The sequence below is a fragment of the Sinomonas sp. RB5 genome (assembly GCF_054063535.1).
This window is the reverse complement of the sequence record NZ_JBSSGJ010000010.1, coordinates 18,579-32,148: the sequence shown is the minus strand read 5'-3', so window position 1 is coordinate 32,148 and position 13,570 is coordinate 18,579. Positions and strand designations below refer to the sequence as shown.

The 13,570-nt window shown below is 73.2% G+C and carries 9 protein-coding genes; 5 read left to right on the top strand and 4 right to left on the bottom strand.

What is annotated here, in order from left to right; all coding sequences use genetic code 11:
* From ACVWWH_RS12615 to ACVWWH_RS12605, 3 genes are all read left to right on the top strand, one after another.
* The gene (locus tag ACVWWH_RS12615) at nt 1-2,526 is read left to right on the top strand and encodes a DNA gyrase/topoisomerase IV subunit A (protein WP_457316813.1); all 2,526 of its coding nucleotides are present in this window, start codon (nt 1-3) and stop codon (nt 2,524-2,526) included.
* Between the two features lie 117 nt (nt 2,527-2,643).
* Nucleotides 2,644-3,162: a DinB family protein gene (locus ACVWWH_RS12610; protein ID WP_457316812.1), complete on the top strand. Its 519-nt coding sequence runs from the start codon at nt 2,644-2,646 to the stop codon at nt 3,160-3,162.
* A 13-nt stretch (nt 3,163-3,175) separates the two neighbouring features.
* Nucleotides 3,176-3,691, top strand: coding sequence for a DinB family protein (locus ACVWWH_RS12605; RefSeq protein ID WP_066497494.1), 516 nt, complete (start codon nt 3,176-3,178; stop codon nt 3,689-3,691).
* 1 nt (nt 3,692) lies between these two features.
* Here ACVWWH_RS12605 and cydD read toward each other — a convergent pair whose 3' ends face one another.
* From cydD to ACVWWH_RS12590, 3 genes are read right to left on the bottom strand one after another with little or no spacing between them, the layout of a single operon-like run.
* On the bottom strand, nt 3,693-7,109 hold the full coding sequence (gene cydD, locus ACVWWH_RS12600; RefSeq protein ID WP_457316811.1) for a thiol reductant ABC exporter subunit CydD: 3,417 nt from the start codon (nt 7,107-7,109) through the stop codon (nt 3,693-3,695).
* Between the two features lie 17 nt (nt 7,110-7,126).
* Complete coding sequence (cydB, locus tag ACVWWH_RS12595) at nt 7,127-8,179, bottom strand: cytochrome d ubiquinol oxidase subunit II (protein WP_457316810.1); 1,053 nt, start codon at nt 8,177-8,179, stop codon at nt 7,127-7,129.
* Between the two features lie 10 nt (nt 8,180-8,189).
* On the bottom strand, nt 8,190-9,821 hold the full coding sequence (locus tag ACVWWH_RS12590) for a cytochrome ubiquinol oxidase subunit I (protein ID WP_457316809.1): 1,632 nt from the start codon (nt 9,819-9,821) through the stop codon (nt 8,190-8,192).
* A 218-nt stretch (nt 9,822-10,039) separates the two neighbouring features.
* Between ACVWWH_RS12590 and ACVWWH_RS12585 the strand changes: the two genes are divergently transcribed.
* Both ACVWWH_RS12585 and ACVWWH_RS12580 read left to right on the top strand, forming a co-directional pair.
* The gene (locus ACVWWH_RS12585; RefSeq protein WP_066497486.1) at nt 10,040-10,402 is read left to right on the top strand and encodes a BlaI/MecI/CopY family transcriptional regulator; all 363 of its coding nucleotides are present in this window, start codon (nt 10,040-10,042) and stop codon (nt 10,400-10,402) included.
* A 22-nt stretch (nt 10,403-10,424) separates the two neighbouring features.
* Nucleotides 10,425-11,396 carry a M56 family metallopeptidase gene (locus tag ACVWWH_RS12580; RefSeq protein ID WP_066497485.1) on the top strand — a complete coding sequence of 324 codons (972 nt, stop codon included), beginning with the start codon at nt 10,425-10,427 and terminating at the stop codon, nt 11,394-11,396.
* 12 nt (nt 11,397-11,408) lie between these two features.
* Here ACVWWH_RS12580 and ACVWWH_RS12575 read toward each other — a convergent pair whose 3' ends face one another.
* A complete protein-coding gene (locus ACVWWH_RS12575) occupies nt 11,409-13,514 on the bottom strand; it encodes a DNA gyrase/topoisomerase IV subunit B (RefSeq protein WP_066497483.1) in 2,106 nt (701 codons plus the stop codon).
* Nucleotides 13,515-13,570: the final 56 nt, after the last annotated feature.

Below are 13,570 nucleotides of genomic sequence, written 5' to 3'. Positions count from 1 at the left end.
TTGGCACGTCGACAGAACCCGCGCTCCTCCTCGGGGGCGGACACCCTCCCGGGCACCGACGACTTCGCGGAGAACATCACCGACATCGACGTGTCCGAGGAGATGGAGACCTCCTTCCTCGAGTACGCCTACTCGGTCATCTACTCGCGCGCGCTCCCGGACGCCCGCGACGGCCTCAAGCCTGTCCAGCGCCGCATCCTCTACATGATGAGCGACATGGGCCTGCGGCCGGACCGCGCCCACGTCAAGAGCGCCCGCGTGGTGGGCGAGGTCATGGGCAAGCTGCACCCGCACGGCGACGCGGCCATCTACGACGCGATGGTGCGCATGGCCCAGGGGTTCGCGCTGCGCCTTCCGCTCATCGACGGGCACGGCAACTTCGGCTCGCTCGACGACGGCCCGGCCGCCGCCCGCTACACGGAGGCCCGGATGGCCGCCGCCTCCCTGGCGCTCACCGGCGACCTGGACGAGGACGTCGTCGACTTCATCCCCAACTACGACGGCCAGCTCACCCAGCCCGAGGTCCTCCCGGCCGCGTTCCCCAACCTGCTGGTCAACGGCACCACCGGCATCGCGGTGGGCATGGCCACGAACATGGCCCCGCACAACCTCGTGGAGGTCATCGCGGCGGCACAGCTCGTCATCGCCAACCCCGAGGCCACGCTCGAGGAGGTCATGGAGCTCGTGCCGGGCCCGGACCTGCCCTCCGGCGGCCGGATCGTGGGCCTCGACGGGATCCGCGACGCCTACCGCACGGGCCGCGGCTCGTTCAAGACCCGCGCGAAGGTCTCCGTCGAGCAGATCTCGGCGCGGCGCACCGGCATCGTGGTCACCGAGCTGCCCTACATGGTGGGCCCCGAGAAGGTCATCGAGAAGATCAAGGACGCCGTCAACGCGAAGAAGCTCGCGGGGATCTCCGACGTCACCGACCTCACGGACCGCCAGCACGGGCTCCGGCTCGTGATCGAGATCAAGAACGGCTTCAATCCCCAGGCCGTCCTGGCCCAGCTCTACCGCTACACCCCGCTCGAGGACTCCTTCGGCATCAACAACGTCACCCTCGTGGACGGGCAGCCGCAGACCCTCGGCCTGCTCGAGCTCCTGCGCGTGTACGTGGGCCACCGGATCGACGTGGTCCGCCGCCGCACCGCGTTCCGCCTCGGCAAGCGCAAGGACCGGCTGCACCTCGTCGAGGGCCTCCTGGTCGCGATCATGGACATCGACGAGGTCATCCAGATCATCCGGACCTCGGACGAGGCCGCCGCGGCCCGCGAGCGGCTCATGTCGATCTACGACCTCACCGAGATCCAGGCCAACTACATCCTCGAGCTGCGCCTGCGGCAGCTCACCAAATACTCCAGGATCGAGCTCGAGAAGGAGCAGGACGAGCTGCGCCGCGAGATCGCCGAGCTCGAGGCCATCCTCGGTTCGGACTCGCTCCTGCGCCAGCTCGTCTCGCGTGAGCTCGGCGACGTGGCCGAGAAGTACGGCACGCCGCGCCGCACTGTGCTCCTCGAGCACGACGACGCGCCGGCCCTCGGCAGCAAGGCCTCCGCCGCTGCAGCCGGGGCGGCCGGCGCCGCCAAGGGCAAGGCCGCCCCCCTGCAGCTCGAGATCGCGGACGAGCCGTGCTGGGCCATCCTCTCGGCGACCGGCCTCGTGGCCCGCACGGCGCACGCCGAGCCGTTCACCGAGGCGGGCCCGCGGGCGCGCCACGACGTCTTCCGCTCCGTGGTGCGCACGACGGCGCGCGGCGAGGTCGGCGCCCTGACCTCGGCCGGGCGGATGCTGCGCCTGCAGATGGTGGACCTGCCCCAGCTCGCTCCCGCGTCCGGACTGCCCAACATGGCCGGCGGCGTCGCCGCGAAGGACTTCCTCACGCTGGCCAAGGGCGAGGCGCTCGTGGCCCTCGTGCCGCTGGACACCGTCGTCGCGATGGGCACCGCCCAGGGCGTGGTCAAGCGGGTCTCCCCCGACTACCCGCTCAACCGCGAGGACTGGGACGCCATCGCGCTCAAGCCCGGCGACACGGTCATCGGGGGGGCCCCGGCGGCGGACGGCGATGTGCTCGTCTTCGTGACCGCCCAGGCGCAGCTGCTGCGCTACGAGGCGTCCGCCGTGCGGCCGCAGGGGCGCACCGCGGGAGGCATGGCCGGGATCAAGCTCGGCGCGGGCGACGCCGCGGTGTTCTTCGGCGTGGTCGGCGCCGCGGACGCCGAGGAGAAGGCCGTGGTCGTGACGATCGCCGCCGGCTCCGACGCGCTGCCGGGCACCTCCGCCGGCAGCGCCAAGGTGACCCCGTTCGCCGAGTACCCGGCCAAGGGCCGGGCGACGGCCGGGGTGCGCGCGCACCGCTTCCTCAGGGGCGAGGACCGGCTCATGCTCGCCTGGGTCGGCCGCGGCCCGGCGCGCGCCTCGTCCTCGGCCGGGGTGGCCCGATCGCTGCCCTCGGAGTTCGGCCGCCGGGACGGCTCGGGGGTCACGCTCGCGCAGGCGGTGGACGAGGTCGGCCCCAGCTTCGCCTAGCTGCGCCCCGCCCCTCCTCCCCCACCACCGGTTCCGGGTACGCATCTCGTCGCCGTTCCGCGGTTCCGCGGTTCCGGGTACAGGCGAGGCGTCGTCGCGCGCCGCTAGACTGCGCCCATGGCGATCACCCCTGACCTGAAGGACTGGACCTGGGTCCTCGAACGGCCGTGCCCCGAGTGCGGCTTCGACGCGGACTCCCTCACGCCGCACGAGGTCGCGGCGCGTGTCGACGCGACGCTGCCGCGCTGGGACGCCGTCCTCCGCCGCGACGGCGTGCGCGAGCGCCCCGACGAGTCGACGTGGTCGCCGCTCGAGTACGCCTGCCACGTGCGGGACGTGTTCGAACTGTTCAGCATCCGGCTCGGCCTCATGCTCGCGGAAGACGGCGCACGCTTCGACGACTGGGACCAGGACGCCACCGCCCTCGAGAAGGACTACGCGCAGGCGGACCCCGAGGCGGTGCGGGCCCAGCTCGCGGACCATGGCGCCCGCGCCCGCGACGCCTTCGCGGCAGTCCCCGAGGACGCCTTCAGCCGGCGGGGCCTGCGCAGCAACGGCAGTGCCTTCACGGTGGTGACCCTGGCCCGGTACTTCCTGCACGACGTCGAGCACCACCTTCACGACGTGGCGGGCTGACGGCGTGGAGACGATGGACCCGGCCCTGTTCACCGCCCCGCTGAAGTCACAGTTCGAGGCCTTCCTCGACGAGCACCGCGCCGGCCTGGCGGCGAGCCTCGACGGGCTGACCGAGGCCGAGGCACGCGCGTCCCTCGTCCCCTCGCGCACCACGCTCCTCGGCCTCGTGAAGCACGGGACGTTCATCGAGCGCGTCTGGTTCGACGAGGCTGTGACCGGCCGCACCCGCGCCGAGATCGGCATCCCCGCCACCCCGGACGAATCGTTCGTCCTGGCCCCGTCGGACACCATCGGCACCGTGCGCGCAGACTACCTCGCGGCATGCCAGGAGGCGCGGCGGGCCACGGCACCGCTCGGACTCGACGACGTCGTGTCCGGCAACCGCCGTGGGCCGCTCCCCCTGCGCTGGGTGTACCTCCACATGCTGCGCGAGCTCGCACAGCACTGCGGCCACGCAGACATCCTGCGCGAGCAGGTCCTCGCAGCCCGTGCCGGCGCCCCGGCCGCAGAGGGCCCGGCGGCGCGCTGAGTCAGCCGACCGGCGCAGCCGCCCGCGCGGCGTGGTGCAGAACGCGCTCCCGGGCGCCGAGCCGCACGAGGGTGTCCCCGGGCATCAGCTCGGTGGCGTGGTGGGTGACCATGACGACGGTCCTGTCCGCGAGCGCGCCGTGCAGCGCCGCCACGAGGGCGAGCCCCGATTCCGGGTCCAGGTGCGCGGTCGGCTCGTCGAGGAGCACCACCTCCGCGCCGGCGAGGAGGGTCCGCGCGACCGCGAGTCGCTGCCGCTGCCCTCCGGAGAGGAAGGCGCCGCGGCTGCCGATGCGCGCGTCGAGGCCGCCGGGCAGCGAGCGCACGTGCTCGAGGAGCCCCACCCGGGCGAGGACCGCTTCGAGCTCGGCGTCCGACGGCGCGTGGTCCCGGTCGCGGGCGACGGCGAGGTTCCCGCGCACGGTCGAGTCGAACAGGTGGGACTCCTGCGGGCACCACGCGACAGGCCCGGCGACGGCGGCCGAGCCCGCCCGCGGGGCGAGGAACCCGGTGAGCAGCGCGAGCAGCGTCGACTTGCCGCTCCCCGAGGGGCCCGCCACCACGACCCAGTCCCCCGGCCGCGCCGCGAGGTCCAGTCCCGCGAGGACGTCGGGGCCTCCGGTCCAGCCGACGGTGACGCCGCGGAGGGTGATGCCCGGGCCCCGTCCGGGGGCGTCCTGGAGGTCGTCCCGCTCCTCGGCGGCGTCCCGCACGGCCTGCTCCTCGGCAGCGACGCGGACGAGCGCCGAACGGAGGGCGGGAAGCTGCTGGACGGCGGTGCTGGCCGCGGCGAGCGGCTCGGCGAGGGCGAGCTGGAGCAGGAGGACGGCCGCGGCCGTCGCCGCCGGGGCGCCCCCCGCCTGCGCGGCGCCCAGGGTCAGGGCGGCGGCGGCCCCTGTCGCCGCCACGACGATCGCGTGCGCGAGCCCCTCCGCCGCGGCACCGCGCCGCTCCAGGCGCGTGAGCGCGGCATCCGCCGAACGGATCGACCGGAGCACTGCCCCCGCGCGGCCGTTCGCCCGCAGGTCCGGGCCGGCGGCGAGCGCCTGTCCCATCCGCGCGAGCAGGGAGGCACGGCCTGCCTGGCTCCGGGCGGCGGCACGCCGGTCGGCCGCCCGCGCGACGGCGGGGGCCGCCACGAGTGCGACGACGACGGCCGCGGCCAGGACGGGCGTCTGGGCGGGCAGGAGGATCTGCACCGCCACGAGGGCGCCGGCCGCGACCAGGACCGCCGTGGTGATCGGCGCCAGCACCCGCGGCAGCTGGTCGCGCACCGCCTCGGCGTCCCCGACGAGCGCCTCGAGGGCAGCTCCGGGCACGAGTAGCCGGCGCGCCGAGAGGCCGCGCACGGACAGGAGGGCCCAGAGCCGCTCGCGCAGCTCGGTGAGGGTCGACAGCACGGCCGAGTGCAGCACGAGGCGCTCGCGGTAGCGCAGCACGGCCCGGGCGATCCCGAAGAACCGCACCCCGGTGATCGCGGTGAGCAGGTAGAGGATGGGGGGCTGCTCGCTCGCCCGCACGATCAGCCACCCGGACAGGGTGGAGAGGGCGACGGCGGCCGCGGCCGCGCCCAGTCCGGCCAGCGCCGCCCGGGCATAGGTGCCGGCATCCGGACGGAGGAGCGAGGCCAGGGTGCGCAGCCACGCCCCACGCCGGACGGCGGCGGGGGCCGGCACGCCGCGGTCGGCGGCGGGGGCGTCCGGCACGTCCGCGCGGAAGCGCGCCGAGGCCGCAGAGGACGACGGGGCGAGCTCGACGGTGCGGTCCGCGAGGGCCGCCGTGCGCGGCTCGTGCGAGACGAGCAGGACCGTGACCCGGCCGGCGAGCGCGGCGATGGCGCGCTCCACGAGGGCCGCGGAGGCGTCGTCGAGGTGCGCCGTCGGCTCATCGAGCAGCAGCAGGCCGGCGCCGTCGGCGACGCGGGCGAGCCCGCGGGCGACGGCGACGCGACGCTGCTGCCCAGGACTCAGCTCGGCCGGGTCGGCGGCTTCCAGCCCCCCGAGCCCGAGCTGGTCGAGGAGCTCCCGGACGAGCGCGCCAGGCTCCCCCGGCACGGCGCCTTCCCCCGCTGCCCCGGCATAGAGCGCGAGCTCCGCGGCCACGGTGCGCTCACTGAACTGGGGATGCTGCGGGACCCAGGCGATCCGGCACGGGTCGGGCCCGTCGACCGAGCCGCGCACCGATGCGCCGGCGCCGTCCCGGACGAGGCCTGCGAGAGCGGCGAGGACCGTCGTCTTGCCCGAGCCGCTGGGCCCGGCGAGCACGGTCACCCGCCCGGCCGGCGCCGTGAAGTCCAGTGGTCCCACGGCAGGCTCGGCGGCGCCGTCGTACCGGACCGTGAGCCCCGCGACGCGGAGCCCCGCCGGTACAGCCTGCCCGGCCGGGGGCCGGTCGGCGTCCTGCCCCGTGCCGTGGCCCGCGGCCAGGAGCACAGTGCCCCGCGGGGCGCCGATGCGGGCGCGCGTGCGGTGCAGGGCCTCGGCGCCGTCCTCGCTCGCATGGTGCGCTGTCCCGAGGTCGCGGAGGGGCTGGAAGCATTCGGGGGCGAGGATGAGGGCGAGCAGGCCGGCCTCGAGGGTCATGTCGCCGTGCACGAGGCGGATGCCGATGAACACGGCGACGACCGCCACCGAGATGGTCGAGATGAGCTCGAGGGCGAGGGCCGAGAGGAAGGCGACCCGGAGCGTGGCCATCGTCCGGCCCTTGTAGGCCCGGGAGAGCTCGCCGAGGGCCCTGCGCTGCTCGGCCGCGCGCCCGAGCCCGACGAGCACGGGGAGGCCCTGGGCGAGCTCGACGAGGTGGGAGCCGAGCCGCAGGAGCGACTGCTGCGCCTCGGCGACTGCCTCGAGCGTGTGGCGCCCGATCAAGATCATGAACACGGGCACCAGCGGGAGCGTGAGCACGAGGATGAGGGCACTGACCCAGTCGGCGCCGAGGATGCGGGCGCCGACGAGGAGGGGAAGGACAGCGGTCTGGACCAGGGCGGGCAGGTACTGCGTGTACAGCGCGTCGAGGCCGTCGAGCCCCCGGCCGGCGAGCACGGCGGTGGCGGCGGGCGAGGACGCGACCCGGGCTGCGCCGTCGTCCGCGGGTCCCGCCGCGGAGGCGGGGGCCGCGCCGCCCTCCAGGGCGGCCTCGAGCAGCTGGGAGCGCAGTTCCTCCTTGACCCCGACGGCGGCCCAGCGCCCCACCGCCGACGTGCCCCACTCCGCAGCAGCGCGCAGGAGCACGCCTGCCGCCGCGACGAGGGTGGCCGCCGAGAGCACCCCGGGCCGCACCGCCCCGGCGGCGAGGGCCGCGAGGCCGGAGGCGACCCCCTGGGCGACGAGGGCCAGGCCCACGGCCTTCGCCGCCGCGAGCACGCCGAGGAGGACGAGGGCGCGTCGGCTGGTGGGCCCGAGGGGGATGTCCGGCTTCATGCTGGTGCTCCTTCCTGCTAGGCCTGCTTGCCGGTGACCAGGCGCACCAGGGTCGCCGGCACCACGGAGTGCGCGGTGGGGATGCTGTCCACACTGAGGCGGCGGCGGAAGACCCAGTAGGTCCAGGTCTGGTAGGCGAGGACGAGCGGGAGCCCGATCAGGGCGACGACGGTCATGAGCCCGAGGGTGTAGTCGGACGACGACGCGCTGGTCACCGTGAGGCTGTTGGCCGGATCGAGCGTCGAGGGCAGCACCACGGGATAGACGGCGGAGAAGATGGCGGCGGCGCCCGCGGCCAGGGTCAGGGCGAGGCCGATGAAGGCCCGGCCCTCGGAGCCGCGGCGGGCGAGCATCCACGCCGTGAGGGCGGCGACGGCCGCTACGACGGCGAGGAGCCAGCTCCACCACGCCCCGGTGCGGAGCTGGACCGCGATCACCCACGCGACGAGCGGCAGGATCGCGAGCGGGAGCCAGCGGACGAAGGCGCGGTGCGCGCGGGCGCGGATGCCGCCGTCGGTCTTGAGGGCGATGAAGGCCAGGCCGTGCACGAGGGAGAACGCCACCACGGCCACGCCGCCGAGGACGGCGTACCAGGTCAGCCAGGCGAACGGCCCCCCGACCCGGTCGCCGTTGGCGTCCAGCGGCAGGCCGGTCGTGGTCAGGGCGAGCATCGCCCCGACGCAGAAGGCCGCGACGGCGGAGCCGAGGGACAGCGCCCAGTCCCAGGCGGCGCGCCAGCGGTCCGAGTGGACCTTCCCGCGGTACTCGATGGAGACGGCGCGGAAGATGAGCGCGACGAGGGCGAGGGTGAGCGGGAGGTAGAGGGCGGAGAAGAGGGAGGCGTACCAGCGGGGGAAGGCGGCGAAGGTCGCGCCGCCGGCGGTGAGCAGCCACACCTCGTTGCCGTCCCAGACCGGGCCGATCGTGTTCAGCAGCACGCGCCGCTCGCCCTCGCCGCGGGCGAAGAGCTTCATGTGCATGCCGACACCGAGGTCGAAGCCCTCGAGGAAGAGGTAGCCGACCCAGAGGACGGCGACCGCGCAGAACCAGACGGTGGGGAGGGTATCCATGCTGATGCTCCTAGTAGGCGAAGGCCAGGACGTCGTCCGCGGGCTTGGCGTCGCCGCCCGACGGCCCGCTGTCGTCGTCCGCCGGCGGCTCGGCGGGTGCCGCGTGGGCGAGCTCGGGCATGGCGGCGGCGACCCCGCCGCGGGTGTAGGCCCACAGGAGCCGGACCTCGACTACCATGAGCGCGGCGTAGAGCAGGGTCAGGACGATGAGGGAGGTCAGGATCTCGCCGGCGCTCACCCCGGGCGAGACGGCAGCGGCGGTGAACATGAAGACCTGGTCGACGCTGCCTGCCATCGAGGGGTTCGGGGCGACGACGAACGGTTGGCGGCCCATCTCCGTGAAGATCCAGCCCGCCGCATTGGCCCCGAACGGGGCGAGGATGCCGACCACGGCGAGGCGCATGAGCCAGCGCGCCTGCGGCACGGTGCCCTTGCGGGTGGCGATGAGCGCCGCGAGGGCGGCGAGGGCCGCGAGGGCGCCGAAGCCGATCATGGCGCGGAAGCCCCAGTAGGTCACCTCCATGACGGGGACGTACTGGATGGCCTCGCCGGCGCGGTCGCCGTAGAGGGGGTTGTCCGGCAGGTTGGTCCCGTAGGCCTTCTCGTACTCCGGGATGAGGGTGTTGACGCCCTTGACCTCGGTGGTGAAGTCGCCCTTGGCCAGGAAGGAGAGGAGGCCGGGCACCTCGATGACGGCGGCCACGTCGCTGCAGTCTCGCGAGCCGAGGTTGCCCACGGACAGGACGGAGAAGCCGGTGCCATCGTGGCAGGCAGCCTCGGCCGCCGCCATCTTCATCGGCTGCTGCTCGAACATGAGCTTGCCCTGGAGGTCGCCGGTGACCGCGGTGCCCGCGAAGGAGATCATGGCGACCACAGCGCCGATCCGCAGGGACTTGAGCCACACGGCGTGGTCGGTGCGGTCGCGGCCAGGGACGCCGGGCGCCTCGCCGACCACCACGCGCTCGCGGCGCCTGCGCCCCGTGCCCGGCACGGCCTCGACGGTGTCGATGCCGTCGTGGCGCCGCTGCCAGAGGTGGTACCAGGAGATGCCGAGGAGGAACGCCCCGGCAACGCCGAGGGCGCCCATGAGGGTGTGCGGCACCGCGACGAGGGCCGTGTTGTTGGTGAAGACGGCCCACGCGTCCGTCATGACGGGGTGCCCGTTGACCATCTTCACGCCGACGGGGTGCTGCATCCAGCTGTTGGCGACGATGATGAAGTAGGCCGAGACGGCGGAGCCGATGACCGCGCACCAGAGGGCCGCGAGGTGCAGGCCGCGTCGCAGCTGCTTCCAGCCGAAGATCCACAGCCCGAGGAAGGTCGACTCGACGAAGAATGCCAGCAGCGCCTCCATGGCCAGCGGCGCGCCGAACACGTCGCCGACGAACCGGCTGTACTCGCTCCACGCCATGCCGAACTGGAACTCCTGGACGATGCCCGTCGCCACGCCCATGATGAAGTTGATCAGGAAGAGCTTGCCCCAGAACTTGGTCATCCGCAGGAACTCGTCCTTGCCGGTGCGGTACCAGACGGTCTGCAGGACGGCGACGACCAGGCCGAGCCCGATCGTCAGCGGCACCATCATGAAGTGGTAGACCGTGGTGATTCCGAACTGCCAGCGCGCTATCTCCAAGGCGTCCACGCATGCTCCCGGTTGCTCGTCCCGATTTCTACGTTTTGTAGAAACTCGACTTCTACCGAGTGTAGAACAGACGTCCCGGGCCTGGCGACCGCGGGCCGCCATGCCGCTGTGAGCGAACGCGGGTGCGCAGCATCTCACCAGATGGGTTCTACCGTGCGTAGAATGGTTGCAGCACGCCAGGGGTTGGCGTGCCTGATGCATGTGAGGACTTGAAGACGATGGCTAGCCTGGGTGAGCTCGAGCGCTCGGTGATGGACCTTCTGTGGTCGGCCCCTGAGGCGTCCACCGCCAATGACCTGCGGGACCGCCTGGCCCTGAGCGAGGGGCAGGGCAAGGACCTTGCCGTCACCACCGTCCTGACGGTGCTGTCCCGGCTGGAGAAGAAGGGGCTGGTCGAGCGCGAGCGCGGCACGCGCCCGCACCGCTACCGTGCGGTCTCGACCCGCGAGGACCACACCGCCCGGCTGATGCACGAGGCCCTCGGGACCGCGACGGACCGCGAAGCCGTGCTCGCGCGGTTCATCGGCTCGGTGACGGAAGCCGAGGCCGCCACGCTGCGCAAGCTCCTGGCCAGCGGCTGATCCACGCCGCCGGGGCGCGCGCGTGCTCGTGACCGCTTACCTCCTGGCGCTGCTGGCACTGCTGCTCGCGTGGCCGGTGCCGGTGGCGCTCTCGCGTGCCCAGTGGCCCGCGCGCTCCCCCTTCGCCGCGATGGTGCTGTGGCAGTCGATCGCCCTCGCCGGCGGCCTGTCGATGATCGGCGCCATGCTCGTCTACGGCCTCTCCCCGCTCGGCGACAGCCTCGTGGCCGCGGTGCGCCGGGCCGTGAAGGTCGTGCTGGGCAATGAGGCGCCCAATGAGCTGCACTTCTGGCACCTGTTCGCCCTCAGCGCCGCCGCGCTGCTGAGCGTGCACCTCGTCTTCACCCTGCTCCTCACCTACGCCCGCATCGCGAGCCAGCGGCGCCGGCACCGCGAGCTCCTGGCACTCCTGAGCTCCCCGTCCGGCGCCCTCGAGCGCACCTGGGTCATCAGCCACCCGGCCCCGGTCGCCTACTGCCTCCCCGGCGGGTCGCGCTCCGTCACCGTGCTCTCGGACGGGCTCATGGAGACGCTCGCGCCCGAGGAGCTCGACGCCGTCGTGAGCCACGAGAGGGCGCACCTCACGCAGCGCCACCACCTCCTTCTGTGGGCGTTCGAGGCGTGGCGCTCAGCGCTCCCCTGGCTGCCGACCACCAGGCTCGCCCGGCAGGCGGTCAACTCGCTCGTGGAGATGCTCGCGGACGACGTCGCGCGGCGCACCGCCCGCGACGACGTGCTGGTCCGGGCGATCGCCCTCGTGGCCGTCGGCGGCGAGCCCGCAGGCGCAGCGGCCGCCGCTGGCCCCGGCTCGGTGCCGGCGCCGTCGGCGGCGGGCGCGTTCGACGCGGACGGGGTGGACATCGCCGGGCGGCTCAGCCGCCTCCTCACCCCGCGGCCGCCGCTGGGCCGGGGCGCCACTGCTCTGGTGCTCGCAGCGAGCCTGCTGCTGATCGCGGTCCCGACGGTCCTGCTGATCGTGCCCGGCCTGTTCTAGGCGTAGGCCTGCTCAGGCGTCGATCTGCTCGCGGTCGAGCTGGGCGCTCCCGGCGACGATGAAGTCCTTGCGGGGGGCGACGTCGGAGCCCATGAGCAGTTCGAAGATCTCCTCGGCCCGCTGGGCGCTCTCGATCGTGACCCGGCGCAGGCTGCGGTGGCGGGGATCCATGGTGGTCTCTGCGAGCTGGTCTGCGTCCATCTCCCCGAGCCCCTTGTAGCGCTGCGGCGGTTCCTTGTACTTGCGGCCCTCCGCGTTCAGCCGGGCCAGGACGCGGTGCAGCTCGGCGTCGGAGTAGGTGTACACCATCTCGTTGGCCTTCGACCCCGGGTTCACCACCTCGACGCGGTGCAGCGGGGGCACCGCGGCGAAGACGCGGCCCGCCTCGACCATGGGCCGCATATACCGGAAGAACAGGGTCAGCAGCAGCGTGCGGATGTGGGCGCCGTCGACGTCGGCATCCGTCATGAGGATCACCCTGCCGTAGCGGGCGGCGGCGATGTCGAAGCTCCGGCCCGAGCCCGCGCCCATGACCTGGATGAGGGCGGCGCACTCGGCGTTCGAGAGCATGTCCCCCACCGAGGCCTTCTGGACGTTGAGGATCTTGCCACGGATCGGCAGCAGCGCCTGGAACTCCGAGGAGCGTGCATGCCTGGCCGTGCCGAGCGCGGAGTCGCCCTCGACGATGAAGAGCTCTGACCGGGCGGTGTCATCCGTCCGGCAGTCGATCAGCTTCGCCGGCAGGGTCGAGGACTCGAGCGCCGTCTTGCGCCGCTGGGTCTCCTTGTGGACGCGCGCGGTGATGCGCGACTTCATCTCGTTGACGACCTTCTCCAGGAGCACCGAGCTCTGGTTCTTGTCGCCCCGCGCCGTGGAGGAGAGCTTGGCGCCGAGCTCCTTCTCGACGACCTTGGCCACGATCTGGCGCACCGCGGGGGTGCCGAGGATCTCCTTGGTCTGGCCTTCGAACTGGGGCTCGGCGAGACGGACCGTGAGGACGGCCGTCATTCCTGCGAGGACGTCGTCCTTCTCGAGCTTGTCGTTGCCGGCCTTCAGCTTGCGCGCGTTCGCCTCGACGGCTTTGCGGAGCACCTTCAGGAGCGCCGCCTCGAATCCGGCCTGGTGCGTTCCGCCCTTGGGGGTGGCGATGATGTTGACGAAGGTGCGCAGCGTCGTCTCGTAGCCGACCCCCCAGCGCAGGGCCACATCGACCTCGCACGAGCGCTCGACCTCGGCGATCCGGGAGTGGCCGTGCTCGTCGAGGACGGGAACGGTCTCGGAGAAGCTGCCCGCACCGTGGAGGCGCCAGACGTCCGTGACCGGGGCGTCGATCGCGAGGTAGTCGACGAACTCGGAGATTCCCCCGTCGTGGTGGAAGACCTCCTCGTGCGGCCCGTCGGCCCCGGGAGTCCCCGCAAGCCGGCGCTCGTCGCGGACAGTGATCCGCAGCCCCGGGACGAGGAAGGATGTCTGCCGCGCGCGGTTGGCCAGCTCGTCATAGGAGAACCGGGCATCAGGCGTGAAGATCTGGGCGTCGGCCCAGTAGCGGATCCGGGTGCCGGTGACGCCGCGCTTGGCCTTGCCCACGACGTCGAGCACCGAGTCGTCGACGAACGGCTCGAAGGGTGCGGACGGGCCCGGCTTCCCGCTGTCGCGGAAGCGCCCGGGCTCGCCGCGCCGGAAGGACATCTGGTACGTCTTGCTGCCGCGGTCCACCTGGACGTCGAGGCGGGACGAGAGGGCGTTCACCACCGAGGCGCCCACGCCGTGCAGGCCGCCCGAGGCAGTGTAGGAGCCGCCGCCGAACTTGCCGCCGGCGTGCAGCTTGGTGAACACGACCTCGACCCCGGAGAGTCCCGTCTTGGGCTCCACGTCCACGGGGATGCCGCGGCCGTCGTCGTGCACCTCGACCGAGCCGTCCGCGTGCAGGATGACCGCGATCTCGTGTCCGAATCCGGCGAGTGCCTCGTCGACCGAGTTGTCGATGATCTCCCAGAGGCAGTGCATGAGGCCGCGGGAGTCGGTGGAGCCGATGTACATGCCCGGGCGCTTGCGCACGGCCTCGAGTCCCTCGAGGACGGACAGGTGCCGGGCGGTGTATTCAGAACTCGGTGTCACGCGCGCGGGACTCCTTCGGTGGTGCTGGAAGGCGGTAGGGCCGCAGGGGATGGTGC

Bases quoted from the DNA above. Each gene is read 5' to 3' on its own strand.
- ACVWWH_RS12610 (WP_457316812.1), top strand. From the start codon at position 2,644: ATGGCGATCACCCCTGACCTGAAGGACTGGACCTGGGTCCTCGAACGG.
- ACVWWH_RS12605 (WP_066497494.1), top strand. From the start codon at position 3,176: ATGGACCCGGCCCTGTTCACCGCCCCGCTGAAGTCACAGTTCGAGGCC.
- cydD (WP_457316811.1), bottom strand. From the start codon at position 7,109: ATGAAGCCGGACATCCCCCTCGGGCCCACCAGCCGACGCGCCCTCGTC.
- cydB (WP_457316810.1), bottom strand. From the start codon at position 8,179: ATGGATACCCTCCCCACCGTCTGGTTCTGCGCGGTCGCCGTCCTCTGG.
- ACVWWH_RS12585 (WP_066497486.1), top strand. From the start codon at position 10,040: ATGGCTAGCCTGGGTGAGCTCGAGCGCTCGGTGATGGACCTTCTGTGG.